The organism is Terriglobia bacterium, assembly GCA_020073185.1.
Classification (GTDB): domain Bacteria; phylum Acidobacteriota; class Terriglobia; order Terriglobales; family Acidobacteriaceae; genus JAIQGF01.
Genome location: JAIQFT010000006.1, coordinates 46,460 through 64,571, shown reverse-complemented (window position 1 = coordinate 64,571; position 18,112 = coordinate 46,460). Strand labels below are relative to the sequence as shown.

At 61.5% G+C, this 18,112-nt stretch carries 15 protein-coding genes and 1 pseudogene; 4 read left to right on the top strand and 12 right to left on the bottom strand.

The genetic code is table 11. The features are described 5' to 3' along the window. Positions 1–106 precede the first annotated feature (106 nt). From LAN64_02870 to lepB, 11 genes and pseudogenes are all read right to left on the bottom strand, one after another. On the bottom strand, positions 107–934 hold the full coding sequence (locus LAN64_02870; GenBank protein MBZ5566774.1) for a CoA-transferase: 828 nt from the start codon (positions 932–934) through the stop codon (positions 107–109). Between the two features lie 65 nt (positions 935–999). Next, on the bottom strand, positions 1,000–2,175 hold the full coding sequence (locus LAN64_02865) for a phenylacetate-CoA oxygenase subunit PaaI (protein MBZ5566773.1): 1,176 nt from the start codon (positions 2,173–2,175) through the stop codon (positions 1,000–1,002). A 76-nt stretch (positions 2,176–2,251) separates the two neighbouring features. Further along, positions 2,252–3,067: an enoyl-CoA hydratase/isomerase family protein gene (locus LAN64_02860; protein ID MBZ5566772.1), complete on the bottom strand. Its 816-nt coding sequence runs from the start codon at positions 3,065–3,067 to the stop codon at positions 2,252–2,254. A 29-nt stretch (positions 3,068–3,096) separates the two neighbouring features. Next, positions 3,097–3,867 carry a TetR/AcrR family transcriptional regulator gene (locus tag LAN64_02855; GenBank protein MBZ5566771.1) on the bottom strand — a complete coding sequence of 257 codons (771 nt, stop codon included), beginning with the start codon at positions 3,865–3,867 and terminating at the stop codon, positions 3,097–3,099. 87 nt (positions 3,868–3,954) lie between these two features. Next, a complete protein-coding gene (locus tag LAN64_02850; GenBank protein MBZ5566770.1) occupies positions 3,955–5,004 on the bottom strand; it encodes a dihydrodipicolinate synthase family protein in 1,050 nt (349 codons plus the stop codon). 36 nt (positions 5,005–5,040) lie between these two features. Next, on the bottom strand, positions 5,041–6,096 hold the full coding sequence (locus tag LAN64_02845; protein MBZ5566769.1) for a DUF1028 domain-containing protein: 1,056 nt from the start codon (positions 6,094–6,096) through the stop codon (positions 5,041–5,043). 269 nt (positions 6,097–6,365) lie between these two features. After that, positions 6,366–9,695 carry a carbamoyl-phosphate synthase large subunit gene (gene carB / locus LAN64_02840; GenBank protein MBZ5566768.1) on the bottom strand — a complete coding sequence of 1,110 codons (3,330 nt, stop codon included), beginning with the start codon at positions 9,693–9,695 and terminating at the stop codon, positions 6,366–6,368. Next, positions 9,695–10,099: a GIY-YIG nuclease family protein gene (locus LAN64_02835; protein ID MBZ5566767.1), complete on the bottom strand. Its 405-nt coding sequence runs from the start codon at positions 10,097–10,099 to the stop codon at positions 9,695–9,697. Before LAN64_02835 ends, carB begins: the two co-directional genes overlap by 1 nt. A gap of 289 nt (positions 10,100–10,388) precedes the next feature. Further along, positions 10,389–10,772 (bottom strand): annotated as a pseudogene (locus LAN64_02830) (transposase). Between the two features lie 155 nt (positions 10,773–10,927). Next, positions 10,928–12,070, bottom strand: a complete 1,143-nt coding sequence (carA, locus tag LAN64_02825; GenBank protein MBZ5566766.1) for a glutamine-hydrolyzing carbamoyl-phosphate synthase small subunit — start codon at positions 12,068–12,070, stop codon at positions 10,928–10,930. Positions 12,071–12,202: 132 nt separating this feature from the next. Beyond that, positions 12,203–12,760, bottom strand: a complete 558-nt coding sequence (gene lepB, locus LAN64_02820) for a signal peptidase I (protein MBZ5566765.1) — start codon at positions 12,758–12,760, stop codon at positions 12,203–12,205. 183 nt (positions 12,761–12,943) lie between these two features. Here lepB and LAN64_02815 point away from each other — a divergent pair, with 183 nt between their 5' ends. From LAN64_02815 to glmU, 4 genes are all read left to right on the top strand, one after another. Then, on the top strand, positions 12,944–13,378 hold the full coding sequence (locus LAN64_02815; GenBank protein MBZ5566764.1) for a PCYCGC domain-containing protein: 435 nt from the start codon (positions 12,944–12,946) through the stop codon (positions 13,376–13,378). A 209-nt stretch (positions 13,379–13,587) separates the two neighbouring features. Further along, positions 13,588–14,232 carry a hypothetical protein gene (locus LAN64_02810; GenBank protein ID MBZ5566763.1) on the top strand — a complete coding sequence of 215 codons (645 nt, stop codon included), beginning with the start codon at positions 13,588–13,590 and terminating at the stop codon, positions 14,230–14,232. Between the two features lie 30 nt (positions 14,233–14,262). After that, on the top strand, positions 14,263–15,312 hold the full coding sequence (yvcK, locus tag LAN64_02805; GenBank protein MBZ5566762.1) for a uridine diphosphate-N-acetylglucosamine-binding protein YvcK: 1,050 nt from the start codon (positions 14,263–14,265) through the stop codon (positions 15,310–15,312). A gap of 107 nt (positions 15,313–15,419) precedes the next feature. After that, positions 15,420–16,874: a bifunctional UDP-N-acetylglucosamine diphosphorylase/glucosamine-1-phosphate N-acetyltransferase GlmU gene (glmU, locus tag LAN64_02800; protein MBZ5566761.1), complete on the top strand. Its 1,455-nt coding sequence runs from the start codon at positions 15,420–15,422 to the stop codon at positions 16,872–16,874. 120 nt (positions 16,875–16,994) lie between these two features. Here glmU and amrS read toward each other — a convergent pair whose 3' ends face one another. After that, positions 16,995–18,074, bottom strand: a complete 1,080-nt coding sequence (amrS, locus tag LAN64_02795; GenBank protein MBZ5566760.1) for an AmmeMemoRadiSam system radical SAM enzyme — start codon at positions 18,072–18,074, stop codon at positions 16,995–16,997. Positions 18,075–18,112: the final 38 nt, after the last annotated feature.

Below are 18,112 nucleotides of genomic sequence, written 5' to 3'. Positions count from 1 at the left end.
AGCCTTCAGCGGTTTCACGCTTCGAGTTTCACGTTTCACGTTGTGGAGAGAGAGACCAAATTCGAGCAACGTGAACCTTTGAAACGCGAAACTTGAAACATCCTCTCTACTTCGTCCAGAAACCTTCTTTGTCGTACTCCCGGATGGCTTGCAACTCCGCCGCGCTCGGCGAAGGCGTCTCCGCCACATTGTCAAGGACGCGCAGTTTCCATCCGGTGTTCGCCACGACTTCCTCGACCGCCACGCCGGGATGCACCGACGCCAGTCGCGCCTCGCCGTCCTCCCCAAACCGCAGCACTGCCTTGGTGGTGATCACCGCACTCGGCCCGCCGCGCGGCAGACCAACGCGCTGGCGCCACCCCGCACCGTCGCCATTGCCCGGACTGGTGACATAGGCAACTCTCTCCGGCAGCCGCCGCTTGGAATGTTCCAGCAGCACAACAAAACGTTTCGCGAGCGAAGCGATATCGCACGCACCGCCGGAACCTGGCAGTCGCGTGAAACTGCCTTTGGCCATTGTCCGTTGGCCGCTGGCCGTCGGTTGTTGGGCTTTGGCCAACCCGACACGCGTTGAATTCAGATTCCCGAAGCGATCCACCTCCGCCGCTCCCAGGAATCCGAGGTCTACTCTCCCCGCTTGCAGCAGGCTCATCACGCTCAGCATGTCGAGGCACTGCGTTGCCCCCTGGATGTTCGGAGGATCGGCCATGGTGTAGATCAACTCCGGCGCCGGCGTTGTCCGGATCACGCCATTCTCGAACAACCCCACCGCATTCGGCGCATGCGTGCGCTTCGCCACCACGAAAGCGATCAGCGGCAGCCGCATTCCCACGAACACCACTTCGTGATCGCGAATCTCGCGCGCCGCCGAGGCGACCATCAACTCGCCCAGCGTGTAGCCGGTGCGCTCCGAAATGTGGGCGGGGGTGGTCATTGTGAGAGTTGTCGGTTCTCGGTAAGGAATTCCGGTACCGGCAACCGAAAACCGTAAACCGACGACTAAAGATTTATCGCCGACTTCCTTACTTCCCCGATCGACTCCAGCGGATCGCGCGCGCCGGTCTTTTCGGCGATCCAGTTCTTCTCGTTGTGGATGATCTCCACCAGCAATTGCTTGTCCGCAGCGGTCGGCAGAAATTCATTCAATTGCTGTTGGTATGCTTTGTCTTCCATCGCCTCGCCGGTTTTCGGATGGAACTTCTGTCCCGCCCAGCGCCCGATGGCGCGGTTGAACTTGATGTCCGGCGCATACAGCGGATCGGTTCCCGCCGGCAAATATTTGTTCAGCCGCTCGATCAATCCCGCCACCTCGTCGCGATACAGATTGCGGTTGTAGTCGTTCAGATCATCGAGGTCAGGCGTGCTCGCGTTCTTTGGCTCGTCGTACCGGCCCTTGATGCCCCACACATAGACCCAGTGCGCCGACGACGAATGATCGGTGCCGAACAGGTCGTACGATCCCGAAATCCACTTGTTCAGGTATTTCTGGATCAGCCACGCCGGCACCCTGCCGGCCTTTACGACGCGCGCCAAGCCGTCGTTGCCGGTGCCCATGTGGAACGCCTCTTCACGCAGCATGTAGGACATCGAGCGCCCCAGCGGCGCGAACGCCGAGTACTTCAGCATCTGCAACTGGAATTTTCCGTCGCGGTCCACGAAATCCGTGTAGGTGAAAAAGTCCATCCAGTTGTCCACGTCCACGTTGAAGGCGCCCAGCAGGCGCTTGTTCTCGAACGCGCGCCGCTCCAGCATCTTCTGCGCTTCGACTTTCCCTGAGTGTCCGAAGTGGTCCACCAGCAGGGCGCACATTTGCCAGCCGTGCCGCATCTCCTCGATCCAGACCCGCAGCAGCGCCTTGCGGTCGTAATCGGTGGGCGCGGTTTCGTACAGCCAGCGCTGCTGCTCGACGCTGGCAAATTCGGTGTCGCCCTGGTAGACGATCAGGTTCATCAGCGCGTCGCGCATCTGCTGCGTCGGTATCTGGCGCAGGTTTTCCCACTTGCGCCGGCCCTTGTAGTGGCCGAACTGGATCTCGTCGGTCTCGATCGCGCCATAGAGCGTGTCGAACTTGAATCCGGCAACCTCACCCTGATTCACGCCGACGTCCTTGCGCCACTCGTCAAACAGTCCCACCCAGTCGCTGAACGTTCCGATCTTCAGGACTTTGCCCGGCATCTTGCTTTTTCCTCAACCGCCAAGGTCACGAAGGAGCACGAAGTCCTTTGCGATCCTTCGTGTCCTTCGCAGTTAGCTATTTCGCTTTGAACTCCGCCGGCCGCTTCTCCACGTACGCCGTCAAGCCTTCCTTGGCGTCCTGGCTGTTGAACAGCAGCGCCTGCAGCTCGCGCTCCACCGCCAGCGCCGACTCCATGGGAATCTCGCACCCGGTCTGGATGGAGCGCTTGATGTTCCCCACCGCCTTCGACGCCTTGTTGGGCGGGCAGAACTGGCGCGCGTACTCCAGCACGTTCTCCATGAAATTCTCGCGCTCGAAGATGTCGTTCACAATCCCGAGCTCTTTCGCCTCTTCGAAGGAAAACGTGTTCCCGGTCACGATCAGCTCGATCGCTTTCGACTTGCCCACCAAGCGCGACAGCCGCTGCGTCCCGCCGGTGCCGGGCAGAACTCCCAGGTTGATCTCGGGCAGCCCGATCTTGCCCGCGTCGCGGCGCGCGATGCGCAAGTCCGCAGCCATGGCGATCTCCAACCCACCGCCCACGGTGTGTCCGTTCAGCGCCGCGATCACCAGCTTCGGCGTGTGTTCCAGGCGCAGCAGGGTCTCGTTGGCGTGCAGACAGAAGTAGTACTTGAAGGTCGGGTCCACGCTGGCCAGCATCTTGATGTTCGCGCCGGCGGAGAAAAACTTGTCGCCCGCGCCGGAGAGCACGATCACGTGAACGTCCGTGTCCATCCTCGCCTTCAGGATGGCGTCGTCCAGTTGCCGGTTCATCTCGTAGGTGTAGGTGTTCGCCGGCGGATCGTCCAGGGTGATGATCCCGACGCCGGCGTCACAGCGGTAGTGAACAAGCGGTTTGGCGCCTGCAACTGTCTCAGTGGTGCTTGCCATCCTAGGCCCCCTTTTTTTCAGCTCTCGATTCAGATCGTGGACGATGCCGAACGGGCTGCGCGTCCGCTCGACTTCTGCCCCGCCGCGCTCCCCACAGAGCTCGGTTTCGACGATGGTTGTCCCACCCTAGTGCCGCCCGCTTTTGGCGAGACCGGGTGGGCTTGTCCCAGCAGACCGCGCAGGAAAATATCCGCCATCATGTCCGCCAGCTCCGTCGCCGACGGATCGCGGCGCGGGTTGTGCCAGGTATAAATCCAGTTCATCATGCCGAACAGGCTCAGCGCGGCCGCGCGCGACGAAATTTCCCCGTTGAACTCCTTGGCCGTGGTCCGCCGCAACTCCTCCACCATGCCGCGAATCAGGCGGTAGTAATCGCGTTTCATCGCCGCGATCTCCGCCCCCAGCGGCCCGGTAAGCGCCTCGTCCTCGTGCGACAGCAGCTTCATCGCTTTCAGGTTCGCCAGAAAATATTCCAGGTGATTGCGGATGAACACGCGCACGCGCTCTTCGGGATCGGAAACACCGCGCAGCCGTTGCTGGAGCTGCTCGGTGATGGTGGAAAAGGTATGCTTCTGGATCAGGTAGAGGAGTTTCTCTTTGGACTCGAAATAGTAATACAGCCCCGCCAGCGACATGCCGCTGGTGCGCGAGAGGTCGCGCATGGAGGCGCCCTCGTAGCCCTTGGTGTAAAACACCTCGGTGGCGTGTTCGAGGATTTCGCCCAGCCGGCGGTCGAAGCGGGTTTCGCCGTTCTCCCCGGCGGTGGGGCGCGACCGGCGGTTATGCCTGCGGCCTTTCATCCCGTCCCTCCGGACTCGAACGGACGTTCGTTATTTTACACCATGAGCGGCATCCTGCCAGCGCCAGCCGCAGTTGGTGGCGCGCGGCTAGTTGTGGATATTGGCCATCAGCCTCTCGACCGTGGCTTTCTCTTCCGCGGTCAGCGGCAGCAGCGGCAGGCGGACCGGGCCGCCGAAGTAGCCGTTCAGGTCCATGGCATACTTCACACCCGGGATGCTCATCTCGCTGACTACCTTCACCGCCGCCTCCGCGATGCGCTCCTGCTTCTGGCGCGCGACCTTCTCGTTCATCTCTTTCCACGCCGCGTAGATCTCGAAGCAGGCGGTCGGAGCGGCGCAGGCAAACGCCAGAATCGCGCCCACGGCGCCCACGGCCATGGACGGCTCCAGTTTCTGCGCCGCGCCCACCATCACCTGGAACCCGACTTCCTTCTGGCGCGTCTTCAATCCCGCGATTGTGACGACCGCGGAAGACGATGACTGTCCCGCAATCGGCAGGCTACCGGAGCAAGCCGCGGCCTCGGCGGCCTTCTTCATCCGTCCGGTCACCGCTTCCTGCACTTCGGTGACAGCCACGGTGCGCTGGATGTGGCGCGTGAAGGCGACCATCTTCTGGACCTTCTCGATCGAGCCGCTGGATTCCTTGATGGCGACGATGTTGGGATGCTCGGCGAGCTGGATCACTACCTCGGCGGGAATGTCGTAGCCGGTGGCCTGCGGGAAGTTGTAGATGATCAGCGGCAGCGGCGAGCGGTCGGCGATGGTGCGGTAGAAGGCGAGCATGTTCTGCGGCCGATTGATCTGCGCCTTGTAGTAATGGGGCGTGCGCACCATGGCAGCGTCGTAGCCGAGCGAGGCGGCGTACTCGGTCAAGCGCAGGGTTTCGCGCGCCGACTCAATGCCGGTTCCGGCAATCATCAGCTTGTGTGGCGCAGCCGCGGCCATGGCCGCCTTGAGCACGTCCCGCCGCTCCTGGTCGCTGAGCAGGATGGCTTCGCCTGTAGATCCTTGCACGACGAGCCCCGCGACCGGCGACTTGCAGTAGCGCTCGACGTTGGCTTCGAGCTTCTTGTAGTAAATCTCGCCGTCGGGATAGAACGGCGTCGTGATCGGAGGAACAATTCCGTGGAGAAGCATGTTTCTAGTTTCCAGTTTCTAGTTTCTAGTTGCAACTCATTTCGCTTGCGTCGTGATCGTTTCAATCAGCTTCGGATCATCCGGCAGCAGCCCGGAGGCGGGCAAGCGCGGGGTCAACTCCGCCCAGCTTTTCTCGATGGCAAAGCACTTCTTGAACAGCGGCAGCGCTTCATCTACGCGCTTCATGTTGACCAGTGCGACCGCGTGCCAGAAAATCATCTCCGCCAGGCGGCTGGGGAAAACGCCTTCGGTGTGCGCCGCGATATCCTCGGCCGCAGCGTACTCCTTCAATGCGGTTTCATTGTCCTTGTGCTCGACCGCGAGATCGCCGGCGTTCATGTGGTTATAGGCGCGCTGGAGGGCGACGAGGCGCCGCAGTTCTTTCAGCGGCTCCGCGGCATCGTCCACGCGCAGATCGAAGACACGTCCTTCCCACGGCGCCTTCTGCCGCTTGCCTTCCACCACGATCAGCGCCGCGGACTGCCGCCCGCGTATGTCGCCGCCGACGGCCTGCGCCGCATCGAGCGCGGCGAGCATGCGCTCGGCGAGATCGCCTTGAGTCATCGAATAGGCCTCAGCCATTGCGCCCCAGATCTTGTCATTCGACATTAGGTTCGCTTGCGCGGAGAAGCCCTTTCCAATGCTAAATTGCCCGTCGCTGATCGTACGATCTGCGTCGGCCGCGCTGTTCACGGGGTTCGCCGTGGCATGCCCTGCGGGTTGAATGTCTTTCCTTCCGGTCCAAGTAGCTACGCGACCTTCGGCATCTACAAACGCAACCTGCCGCACGTCTCGACTCGCATCCGTGTTCAGCAGTCCGCGCAGTGCTTCCGGCGCGCTCTTCCCCGCCCGCATCAGGTTCAGCCCGAGCGGCCCGTAGCTCGGATCGACGAACGACTGTGTTGCGACCGCGCCAACGCCTGCTTCCGCCCAAGGCACTACCTGACCAACCGAGAACCAGTGCGACTGGACGGCAACGCCGATCTGTCCGGTGGCGGGATCGCGGGCAACGATGGAGAAAGTGTGCACCGGCCTTTGTTGCGCCAGGACGGAGCCACAGAGAACACAGAGGACACAAAGCAGGTTTTCTATTCTTGATGGCACAAGCTATACCCCTCCCGTTCCCCAACGAAATCCGATTTAACCACAAAGGGCACGAAGGAACACAACGGGTAATTCGGAGGCGGTTTTTGAAATGCTTATCAACAGCCGCAAAGCAACCAACAAACAGCAGGTCCCTCGACTCGGACGCGCCAACCCGCGCGCCAACAACGGGCGCGCTGGTTGTATGGCGCGTCCTCGCTCGGGATGACACGCCTTTAATTCTTGTTTGTCTGTGCCGCTGTGTCTCGGTGGTGGAGTCAACGCACGCCGGCGCGCTGGGCGTGGTGCGACTGGAGGGCGCGGACGGAGGTGTGGCCCTGCTGCAGGGCGGCGATGCCGTCGGCGGCGGCGCGGGCGGCGGCCAGCGTGGTAATGGACTGCACGTTGTGGGTGACGGCGGCGCGGCGGATGGATTTTTCGTCAAACCAGGGCTCGGCGCCGTGCGGCGTGTTGATGATGAGCTGGATGCGGTCGCCCTTGATCAGGTCCACGACGTTGGGGCGTCCTTCCTTCACCTTGTATACGCGCTCGATGGTCAGCCCGGCTGTTTCCAGAACGCGCGCGGTGCCGCTGGTAGCGACCAGCTTGAAGCCGAGATCAACGAAACGCTTGGCAATGTCCACGACAGCAGCCTTGTCGCGATCGGTGACGCTGACGAAGACCGCGCCGTGCGTGGGCAGGCGGTTGCCGGCGGCGATCTGCGCCTTGGCGAAGGCTTCGCCAAAAGTGTCGGCCGTGCCCATCACTTCGCCGGTGGACTTCATCTCCGGGCCCAGCACGGTGTCCACGCCGGGGAATTTCGACCACGGGAAGACCGGCGACTTAACGTAGTAGCAGGAGCCGGTGTCGAGGTCGGCAGCGCGCTCGATGTTGTCGGGGAGGAACTCGCGCAGCTTGCGTCCGGTCATCAGACGCGCGGCGATCTTGGCCAGGGGCACGCCGGTGGCTTTGGAAACATAGGGCACCGTGCGCGAGGCGCGCGGGTTGACCTCCAGCACAAAGACTTTCGCGTCGCCGTTGTGGCGCTGGATGGCGTACTGGACGTTCATCAGTCCGATGACCTTGAGCGCGCGTGCCAGCCGGAAGCTGTAATCGCGCAGCGTGCTGAGCACTTCCGGAGAAAGGTCCACCGAGGGCAGCACGCAGGAGGAATCGCCGCTGTGGATGCCGGCTTCCTCGATGTGCTGCATGATGCCGCCGATGACTACGTCCTCGCCGTCGGAGAGCGCATCCACGTCCACCTCGATGGCGGCTTCGAGGAAGTGGTCAATGAGCACCGGGCGCTCCTGCGAGTACTCGACCGCTTGCTTCATGTAGTGGATAACGGACTCGTCGTCGTAGGCAATGACCATGGCGCGCCCGCCGAGCACGTAGGAAGGGCGAACCAGCACCGGATAGCCGACTTGGTTGGCGCCGGCCACGGCTTCCGCGATGGAGGTTGCCATCGCGCCCGGCGGCTGCGGGATTTGCAACTCGTCGAGCAGTTTGCCGAAGCGTTTGCGGTCTTCGGCGAGGTCAATGGATTCGGGCGAGGTGCCGATGATGGGCACGCCCGCGGCCTTCAGCGGCAGCGCAAGGTTGAGCGGCGTCTGGCCGCCGAACTGCACGATCACTCCGATGGGCGCGCCGCCCTCCACCCCGTCGCGCGCGGCGCGCGCCGGGGACCCCGGCTTCCGCGCTTCGTGCTCGTACACGGCCATCACGTCCTCGAGCGTGAGCGGTTCGAAGTAGAGGCGGTCGCTGGTGTCGTAGTCGGTGGATACCGTCTCCGGGTTGCAGTTCACCATAATGGTTTCGTAACCATCGTCGCGCAGCGCGAATGCGGCGTGGCAACAGCAGTAATCGAACTCAATTCCCTGCCCGATGCGGTTGGGACCGGCGCCTAGGATGATGACCTTCTTCTTGCCGGTCGGCGCGGCTTCGTCCTCGTCCTCATAGGTCGAGTAGAGATACGGTGTGTAACTCTCGAACTCGGCGGCGCACGTGTCCACGTGCTTGTACACGGGGATGACGCCGCGCGATTTGCGCAAGTGGCGAATCTTCTCCGCCGCACCGCGGCCGTTGGACACGCGCCACGCGCGGGCCAGCCGGTTGTCGGAGATGCCGGCGCGCTTGGCTTGGCGGATTACCTCGGTCGGAACGGCTTCGATGGGATGCTTTTCGACCTCAAGCTGCGTGTCGATGATTTCCTTGAGTTGGAAGATGAACCACGGATCAATGGAGGTCATCTTCGCCAGCTCTTTGACGGTGTGCCCCTGGCGCAACGCGTAGCGCAGGTAGGAGAGGCGCTCGGGATGGGGCGTGACCAGGCGCTGGATGAGAATCTTCGGCTCGATGTCTTCCGTGCCGGGCTTCTTGCCGGTTTCGAGCGAACGGACGGCCTTGAGCAGCGCCTCCTTGAAGGTGCGGCCGATGGCCATCACTTCGCCGACCGACTTCATCTGCGGCCCGAGGCTCTCATCGGCGCCGGGAAATTTTTCGAACTGCCACTTGGGAATCTTGACGACCACGTAATCGAGCGTCGGCTCAAAGCAGGCGGGCGTCTTGCGCGTGATGTCGTTGGGGATCTCGTCGAGGGTGTAACCGACGGCAAGCTTGGCCGCAATCTTGGCAATCGGAAAACCTGTGGCCTTGCTGGCCAGCGCGGAGGAGCGCGAAACACGCGGGTTCATCTCGATGACGACCATGCGCCCAGTGGTCGGATGTACCGCAAACTGGATGTTGGAGCCGCCGGTCTCGACGCCGATCTCACGGATGACGCGGATGGCGGCGTCGCGCATGCGCTGGTACTCGCGGTCGGTCAAAGTCTGCGCGGGCGCCACGGTGATGGAATCGCCGGTGTGCACGCCCATGGGATCGAAATTTTCGATCGAGCAGATGATGATGACGTTGTCGCGCAGGTCGCGCATGACCTCGAGCTCGAATTCCTTCCAGCCGAGGACGGACTCCTCGATCAGCACTTCGTGGACGGGCGAGAGATCGAGGCCGCGCGCCAGCAGTTCGACCAGCTCTTCGCGGTTGTAGGCGATACCGCCGCCGGTGCCGCCGAGGGTAAAGCTCGGACGAAGAATCACGGGGAAGCCGATTTTGCCGCTGAATTCGAGGCCGTCGCGAAGGTTGTTGACCAGGGCGGATTTTGGGACGTCGAGGCCGATGCGCGTCATGGCGTCCTTGAACATCAGGCGGTCCTCGGCCTTCTTGATGGCCTCCAGTTGCGCGCCGATAAGCTGGACGTTGTATTTTTCGAGCACCTGCGCGTCGGCGAGTTCGACGGCGAGGTTGAGCGCGGTCTGGCCGCCGACGGTGGGCAGCAGGGCGAAGCCGTGCCCGCCAGACATTTCGGATTCAAGGCGGATGATTTCTTCCAGGTACGGGCGGGTGAGCGGCTCGATGTAAGTGCGGTCGGCGATCTCGGGGTCGGTCATGATGGTGGCCGGGTTGGAGTTGGCGAGCACGACCTCGTAGCCTTCCGACTTGAGCGCCTTGCAGGCCTGCGTGCCGGAGTAATCGAATTCGGCGGACTGGCCGATGACGATCGGGCCGGAGCCGATGATGAGGATCTTCGAGATGTCGGTGCGGCGTGGCATCAGTTCGTTCGCTTCACCAGTGCTTTCGCTGTTGTCGGCAAATTTTGTGGTGTGTCATCCCGAGGAGCGCAGCGACGAGGGACCTGCTGTTCCGGGGCGTAGATGTGAGAGTCGTACCAGTGTTCAGCCAAGTCCTCCCAAGTTGGATTGAGTGATTCGATCAGCGCAATCTTCTTCTCGCGACGCCAGCCCTTAATTTCTTTCTGGCGATTGATCGCATTGATCACTTGAGAGTAAAGCTCGAAGTACACCAAACGATGGATTTTGTATTGCTTGGTGAAGCCGTCCAGCAGGTCGTTCTTATGTTGAAATACGCGGTTGTGAAGGTCGTTCGTCATTCCCGTATATAACCGGCGCGACTTGCTGGCCATCATGTACACCGCGAAATGCCATTCACGCCGCATTAAAAGCAGGTCCCTCGCTCGCGCGCGAATCTGTCCGCGCGCGCTCTCTCGGGATGACACACGCTAAGGGTGCTGCTGATCTTCGAGATGTCGGTGCGGCGTGGCATCAGAGTTTTCGGACCAAATCTTCTTCTTCGTCTTGCAACTTTTCTTCGTTTTGAAGCGGCGCGCCTTCACCCGATCGCAACTTTGATTCTTTCGATCTTTGAAGGGGCGCGGCTTCTGCCGCGCCACAGGCCGCAGTCCGAGTTTCTGGCTTTAGCCGTTGAGGGACATCGTCCAGCTCAAAGCTGGCATGCGCCGACGAGTAGCCATACTGTTCCGGCTGTGAGCACAACCCAGCTCGCACCGGATTGAAGTGAATGTAATTCACATGCACTTCCCAATCTGCAGCGTCACGGATGCGATGATCGGAAAATCCCTTTTGCCATACCTCCATATTGGAGCCTAGCTCAATCTTTGCGCGATGTGAAAATCCGCCCTTGATGTACTGGATGGCGCGCTCCAGGGAACCGGTCGGTGTAATCAGGGCGTGAAAATGTTCGGGCATTAATACAAATGCATGAAGTTTGTAGCCAGAGTCGCGGTAGTGATAAAGCGTGTCGATGAACAGCTTTGCCCAAGGCTCAGCACAAAACAGAGATCGACGACCCCACGTCTCGGAGGTGACCATGTACGTCTGCTGGTTGTGGGTCGCGTGCTCTCGTGTGGGTCTCAACCCATTTCCCTCAGCGGCTAAAGCCGGTTTTGTCATGGCCCTCAACGGCGCGGCTGAAGCCGCGCCCCTTCAAAGCCAAATCAGCGGCTGAAGCCGTAACCCGATCAAGATCATCCGATGTTCCTCCCCTTCCACTCCTCCATCATGGCCACGAAATCGATGAACAGGTAATGCGAATCGTGCGGGCCGGGTGAGGCCTCGGGGTGGTACTGCACCGAGAACAGCGGCAGGTTACGGTGGCGCAGGCCCTCCAGCGTGTTGTCGTTCAGGTCCATGTGCGTCAGCTCGACTTCGCTCATGGGCAGCGAGTCGGGATCGACGGCGAAGTTGTGGTTGTGCGCGGTGATCTCGACTTTGCCGGTGTGCAACTGCTTCACCGGGTGGTTGCCGCCGTGGTGGCCGAACTTGAGCTTGTAGGTCTTGCCGCCCAGCGCTAACCCGACCAACTGGTGGCCCAAACAGATGCCGAATATCGGGACACGACCCATCAGGCGGCGGATGTTTTCCTGGGCGTAGGTGCAGGGTTCGGGGTCGCCGGGACCATTGGAGAGGAAGACACCGTCGGGCTTGAGTGCGAGCACGTCTTCGGCGTTGGTTTCCGCGGGCACGACCGTGACGCGGCAGCAGCCGCTGACCAGCTTGCGCAGGATGTTGTGCTTGATGCCGAAATCGTAGGCGACCACGTGGCGCTCGGGCTCGGCGTCTTTCACGCCGACAACTTCAGTAGGTTCAATCGACCGTTCGCCGGTGTCCCACACGTAGCGCTGCTTGGTGGTGACCACCTTCGCCAGATCGGTGCCGTCCATTTTGGGGATGGAGCGGGCTTTGGCGACCAGCTTGTCGGTATCGGTTTCGATGGTCGAGATGACGCCGCGCATGACGCCGTGATCGCGCAGATGGCGCACCAGCGCGCGCGTGTCGATGTCGGCGAGCACCGGGATGCGGTAGCGCTCCAGGTATTCATCGGCAACCTGTTGCGAGCGCCAGTTGGAGCTAATGCGGGAAAACTCGCGGACGATCAGGCCCTCGATGTAGGGGCGGGTGGCTTCGTTGTCGTCGTCGTTGGTGCCGTAGTTGCCGATCTCGGGATTGGTGAGAACGACGATCTGGCCGGCGTAGGAAGGGTCGGTGAAAATCTCCTGGTAGCCGGTGATGGAGGTATTGAAAACAACTTCCCCGTAACATTCGCCTTGGGCGCCAAAACCTTTGCCGCGGAAGACTCGGCCGTCTTCCAGGGCGAGAATGGCTTGCATCAGCTCTCCGGGGAGTGGATTTTGAGGATTCTAGCAGGTTTGCAGGAGAGCGGGGGTTGTGAAAAACACGGCTTATTTCACCGCCAAGACACAGAGGGCAGCGAGGTTCACCGAGAAATGCTTCTTGGTTGGCTACTTCACGATGCCCATGCGGTCCACGGGCCAGTAACCGAAGACGGCTTTGCCGTATATGTAGCGTTGGCTGACGGGGCCGAAATCGCGGCTGTCGCTGGAAGAGCTGCGGTGGTCACCGAGCAGGAAGTAAGCGCCGCGGGGAACGACGGTATCGGCGACAGAGCGGTCATCGGCGAAATCGACCGGAACGTAGGGCTCGCGCAGGTGGTGGCCATTGACGTAGACGGCGCCGTCGTCAATGCGGACGCGGTCACCGGGCACGGCAATGACGCGCTTGATGTAGCTCTTGGAAGGGTCGCGGGGATAGCGGAAGACGACGACATCGCCGCGCTCGATGGGCTCGAAGTTGTACACGAACTTATTGATGAAGATGCGCTCCTGATCATCGAGGCCGGGGAGCATGCTGGTGCCTTCAACTTTCACCGGCTGGTAGAGGAACACGATGATGAAGGCCGCGATGACCAGAGAGACGACGAGGTCGCGCCCCCAAGCCAGCAGCGACGGCGCTCCGGGGGTCCGGCGGTTACGAGCGGGAGGTTGAGCCACGGGTTCCATGCTCGGTCGTAGGTTAATACAGAATGCAGCCGCAGGGAAAAAGTTGCACGAAAACAGCAATGGCTCTTAGCGAGCAGCTCTAGGCTTGATCGGGACGGACCGAATGTTGGGATCGGAGGTTAAGTTTGGAGCCGGTGCGCTGTTGCGTGCATCTAAAGTAGAATTTCGACCGAGGATGGTGCGATGAAACGAGTCTGGTCCCTGTTGTTGGTGACGCTGGTGGCGATGGCAATGTTTGCGCAGGGCGATGTGCCGGCGCATCACACGGCCCCACCGCCCAAGGGTGCGAAGTTGCCGCCGATCCTGCCTGCTCCCGAGCGTTGGGGACCGAGCTTCCAGTATCCGGTGCAAGCGCGCGCCTATGAGGTGGCGGAAAAGATACCCGGCGTCCTCTACCAGCAACCGTGCTACTGCCATTGCGACCGCTCGGTCGGGCACACCAGCCTGCACAGTTGTTTCGAGTCTACCCACGCCGCCCACTGCGATGCCTGCATGAAGGAAGCCTTCTACTCCTACCAGATGACCAAGCAGAAGAAGACGCCCGCCCAGATTCGCGAAGGGATCATACGCGGCGACTGGGAGAAGATAGACCTGGAAGCAGCGGTGAACATGCAGTAGCGATCGTCAGCCAGTGTTCGATGGCCAGGTGCGGCAACCCCGGCCGCGCCGCCAGCGTCTTTCTTCGGGTGCCCCGGCGAGCAGCCCGGAAATGGGGCGAGTTGACGCGCACTGGCTTTTCTCGTATATAAACGTTCGCTCGTCGGCACAGCCTTTTCCACAGGCTGTTGCAAGATGGTCCGCGCCGGCAGTTGCGCAGGTGCAACTCGATGAAGAAAAAACCCGTGGCGAAGATTAAGCATTCTTCGGCTAACCTCAAGAAAAAAAAGGTGAAAATCGGCAAGGGTGGGCGCGTTCCCAAAGCCACCTTGCCAGTTCAGGCTAGGCCGTCGCCAGTGGCGGATCCGCGTTATGCACAAGCAGTGGAAAACTACCAGGCTGGCCTGAAGGCCATGCAGGAGCACAAGTTCGAGAAGGCAAAGGCGCTGCTGCAAAAGGTGGTGGCCGCCGGACCGCGGGAGTTGGCTGATCGCGCCGCCGTTCACCTGAGCAGTTGCAACCAGCGGATGGCGCACGCCTCAACCACCTTCAAAACGCCGGAGGAACATTATGACTATGCTGTCTCGCTGATGAATATCGGCGACTACGTGGGCGCGCGCGAGCACCTGGAAAAGATCCTGAAGCAGAATTCGAAGGCGGATTACGCCGTCTATGGACTGGCGGTGCTGGATTGCCTGACCGGGCACTATGAAAATTCGCTGAAAGGGCTGGCGGAGGCGATCATTCTCAATCCGGGTAACCGGTTCCAAGCGCGGAATGATTCCGACTTTCAGAATCTCGCCGATGATCCCCGTTTCACGGAATTGATCTATCCTGAGGTGGACGAGTCCCCCAAAGGGGACGGCTGGCGCTAGGATGCAATGAAAACCCCGGCCACGAAGAGCATGGCAAAACCGGCGCGTGAGCAACGCGCGCTGAAGGTTGTGGCAATCGGCGGCGGCACGGGCCTGTCCACTCTGCTGAAGGGCTTGCGCGAGTACGTAGCGCACCCGGGCGAAGAAGGTCCGGGCGCGGCGATCACCGAACTTTCGGCGGTGGTGACGGTGACCGACGACGGCGGATCCAGCGGACGGCTGCGCAAGGAATTCAACATCCTGCCGCCGGGGGACATTCGCAACTGCATCGTCGCGCTCTCGGAAGACCAGGCGCTGCTGTCGCAGTTGTTTCAGTACCGCTTCCGCGGCGAATCGGCGCTGGACGGACACAGCTTCGGCAACCTGTTCCTGGCGGCGCTGGCGGGGGTGACCGGCGACTTCGCCGAGGCGGTGAAGCTGTCGTCTGAGATTCTGACCACACGCGGACATATCTTTCCCGCCACCACCTCGAATGTCGAACTGGAAGCGGTGATGAACGACGGCTCGCGGGTGCGCGGCGAAACCAGCATCACGAACAGCCAGAAGCGGATCGTGCGGCTCGAGATGGTGCCCGGCGACGTCAAACCCATGCCGCAAACGCTGGCGGCGCTGGCGCAGGCGGATCTGATCAGCATCGGGCCGGGGTCGCTGTTCACCAGCCTGATTCCCAACGTGCTGGTGCACGGCATCCCGGAGGCCATGGCGAATTCGCCAGCGATCAAGGTGTTTGTCTGCAACCTGATGACGCAGGCAAACGAGAGCCTGGGACTCACGGCGGCCGACCACGTGCGCGCCATCTACAATCATGCCGGTTGCGCCATCCTGGATTACGCGTTGCTGAACCGCACGCCGGCATCGAATTCGATGAAAGCCAAGTACGCGCTGGAGGCGGCGACGCAGATTGTGGTTGATGCCGACCAGTTACGCCAGCTCGGGGTCGAGCCCATCTTCGGCGATTACCTGTTCGAGGAAGACGGAGTGGCCCGCCACGCCTACGGCGCCGTCGCCCAAGATCTGCTGCAACTGGCGTCGCGGCAACGGCTCCCCACCGGAGCGGGAAGTCCCACACTAAAGGCGTAGCAGGCGCCGGGTTTAAGGCGAAAGGCGCAAGGAAAACCAACATCGCCCGCGAGCCACCGTCAATTCCCTGCTCTGAATTCCAATCCTCTCGCGGTAAGATGAGCGCCATGAGTTCGCGCAAGCCATCATCCCAGAAGGCGCAGTCTGCGCCGCGCTTCGCAATTGCCATCATGGCCGCCGGCAAGGGCACGCGGCTGAAGTCAAAGCACCCCAAAGTGCTGCACGAGATTGGCGGCAAACCGCTGCTGCAATTCGTGGTGGACGCAGCTAAGGCGGTGCTGCCGGCGAAAGACATCTTCGTCATCATCGGGCACGAGGCGGAACGCGTCCGCGAAGCGATGGGAGGCACTGGCGTGCAGTTTGTTTTGCAGACAGAGCAACTGGGCACGGGACACGCGATCATGTCGGCGCGGGCGTCGCTGACCGGGTACGACGACGTGCTGGTGCTTTCCGGCGATGTTCCCCTGCTCCGGCCAGAGACGGTTCGCGGCATCCGAGACTCTCACCTGAAGAACCATGCGGCGATGACCATCCTGACCGCGGATTTTCCCGATCCCACCGGCTACGGCCGTATCGTCCGCAAGAAAAGAAGCGGACGCGCCAGCGACGAAGTGGAGGCTATCGTCGAGCAGAAAAAGCTCAAGGCGCAGCAGGAAAAAATCCGCGAGGGCAATTCGGGCATCTATGCGTTTGCAACCGGGCCCTTATTCGAACATCTCGATGAGCTGCGCACCGACAATCCGCATGGCGAGTACTACCTGACCGACATCGCCGGAATCCTGGGGAAATCCGGCGCCAAGGTACTGGCCCTCAAGGCCGGCGAGACGCACGAGGTCGCCGGGGCGAACAATCGCGCCGAGTTGGCAGTGCTGGACAGCGAAGTACGGGCACGCAAATGCGTCGAACTGATGGCGGCGGGGGTGACCATTTTCCGGCCGGAGACGTGCGTGATTGACGCCGAGGTCGAGGTCGGCGCCGACACGGTGATTGAGCCCTTCGTGCAACTGCTGGGGAAGACGCGGATCGGGGGGGACTGCCGCGTACGCTCGTATTCGGTGATTACGTCGTCGGAAATCGGCGATGGAGTGACGGTGCGCAATGGGTGCATCATCAGCGGCGCGCGCGTGTCCGAGGGTGCGGTCCTGGGGCCGTACTCGCACCTGCGCCCGGGCAGCGATATCGGGCCGGGAGCGCATGTCGGAAACTTCGTGGAGACCAAGAAGGCCAAACTGGGCCGGGGCGCGAAGGCCAATCACCTCACCTATCTCGGCGACGCGGTAATCGGGGAAAACGTGAACGTGGGCGCGGGCACCATCACCTGCAACTACGATGGGGTTAAGAAAAACGTCACCATCATCGAGGATGGCGCCTTCATCGGCAGCGACAGCACGCTGGTGGCGCCGGTCAGGATCGGTCGCAATGCCTACGTCGGCGCGGCGGCGTGCGTCACCGAGGATGTGCCGGAGGATGCGCTGGCGATCGCGCGGGCGCGACAGGTCAACAAGGAAGGCTGGGTGAAGAAGAAGCGGGAGGAGATGGAGGCGGCGAAAGACAAATCGTAGCCCCAAAGGACGCAGGGGTGCGCAGAGGAAATCAAAACGAGAAATCTAGATTGCAGAACTTAGTTTGAGCGATGCAGAGGGAGGTGGCAGCTGGCGCAACGAAGAGAAGCCTGCTACGAGCTACGAGCTACCAGCCACCGAACTCATGCGCCGGCGCTCGGCTTCAGCCCTGGTGAACACGCCGGGAATGTGCGTGCCGCAGTGCCTGCACTTGCCGTCGCGCACATCGTTGCTTAGGATCGAGTGCCAGGAGCGGCGAATGATGGCGCGCTTGCACCCGGGGCAGATGGTATTGCCGCCGTCGGACCAGATATTCCCTTCGTAAACAAACTTCAGCCCCATTTCAAAGGCAATGGCGCGGGCGCGATGCAGCGTTTCCGGCGGCGTCGGGGGCTTGTCCTGGAGCTTGAAATCGGGGTGGAAGGCGGTGAAGTGCACCGGGACATCGTCGCCCAGGTTCTGCAGCACCCAGTCGCAGAGCTGGCGGAATTCGCTGTCGCCGTCGTTGAGCGTGGGAATGATCAGGTTGGTAATCTCGAACCAGACTTCGGTCTCGTGCCGCAGCCATTTGAGCGTATCGAGCACCGGCTGAAGGTGGGTCAGCGTGATCTTGGAATAGAAATTTTCGGTGAACGCCTTGAGGTCGATGTTGGCGGCGTCAATGTGCTGGTAGACGTCGAAGAAGGCCTCGCGCGTGATGTAGCCGTTGGAAACCATCACCGTGTTCAGGCCCTCTTGGTGCGCGACCTTGGCGATGTCAATGACGTACTCGCTCCAGATGGTGGGCTCGTTGTAGGTGAAGGCGATGGAGGGCGCGCCGTGCTGCAGCGTGAGGTCCACCACCTGTTCGGGCGTCAGGCTGGCGGATTTAACCTGGTCGGATTTGGCCTTGGAGATGTCCCAGTTCTGGCAGAAGAAGCAGCCCATATTGCAGCCGGCGGTGCCCATCGACAGGATTTTCGTGCCCGGGAAAAAGTGGTTGAGCGGCTTCTTTTCGACCGGGTCCATTTGCAGCGCGGCGGGGCGTCCGTAGCCGAGTTGTACCAGGTGTCCGCCTTCGTTCTTGCGAATGAAGCAGAAGCCGGTCTGTCCTTCGCCGATGTGGCAATGCCGCGGGCAGAGATAGCAATGCAGGCGGCCGTCGGGCATGGTCTCCCACCAGCGGGCCGGGTGGTGGGCGGAATTGAGCACGGGGAGCATTGGGACTACGGATATTGTACTGCCGGAAGCTCGTCGAG

What these genes read in the sequence shown, in the direction of transcription:
- LAN64_02870 (MBZ5566774.1), bottom strand. Translation starts at nt 934, where the DNA reads ATGACCACCCCCGCCCACATTTCGGAGCGCACCGGCTACACGCTGGGC.
- LAN64_02865 (MBZ5566773.1), bottom strand. Translation starts at nt 2,175, where the DNA reads ATGCCGGGCAAAGTCCTGAAGATCGGAACGTTCAGCGACTGGGTGGGA.
- LAN64_02860 (MBZ5566772.1), bottom strand. Translation starts at nt 3,067, where the DNA reads ATGGCAAGCACCACTGAGACAGTTGCAGGCGCCAAACCGCTTGTTCAC.
- LAN64_02855 (MBZ5566771.1), bottom strand. Translation starts at nt 3,867, where the DNA reads ATGAAAGGCCGCAGGCATAACCGCCGGTCGCGCCCCACCGCCGGGGAG.
- LAN64_02850 (MBZ5566770.1), bottom strand. Translation starts at nt 5,004, where the DNA reads ATGCTTCTCCACGGAATTGTTCCTCCGATCACGACGCCGTTCTATCCC.
- carB (MBZ5566768.1), bottom strand. Translation starts at nt 9,695, where the DNA reads ATGCCACGCCGCACCGACATCTCGAAGATCCTCATCATCGGCTCCGGC.
- LAN64_02835 (MBZ5566767.1), bottom strand. Translation starts at nt 10,099, where the DNA reads ATGCGGCGTGAATGGCATTTCGCGGTGTACATGATGGCCAGCAAGTCG.
- carA (MBZ5566766.1), bottom strand. Translation starts at nt 12,070, where the DNA reads ATGCAAGCCATTCTCGCCCTGGAAGACGGCCGAGTCTTCCGCGGCAAA.
- lepB (MBZ5566765.1), bottom strand. Translation starts at nt 12,760, where the DNA reads ATGGAACCCGTGGCTCAACCTCCCGCTCGTAACCGCCGGACCCCCGGA.
- LAN64_02815 (MBZ5566764.1), top strand. Translation starts at nt 12,944, where the DNA reads ATGAAACGAGTCTGGTCCCTGTTGTTGGTGACGCTGGTGGCGATGGCA.
- LAN64_02810 (MBZ5566763.1), top strand. Translation starts at nt 13,588, where the DNA reads ATGAAGAAAAAACCCGTGGCGAAGATTAAGCATTCTTCGGCTAACCTC.
- yvcK (MBZ5566762.1), top strand. Translation starts at nt 14,263, where the DNA reads ATGGCAAAACCGGCGCGTGAGCAACGCGCGCTGAAGGTTGTGGCAATC.
- glmU (MBZ5566761.1), top strand. Translation starts at nt 15,420, where the DNA reads ATGAGTTCGCGCAAGCCATCATCCCAGAAGGCGCAGTCTGCGCCGCGC.
- amrS (MBZ5566760.1), bottom strand. Translation starts at nt 18,074, where the DNA reads ATGCTCCCCGTGCTCAATTCCGCCCACCACCCGGCCCGCTGGTGGGAG.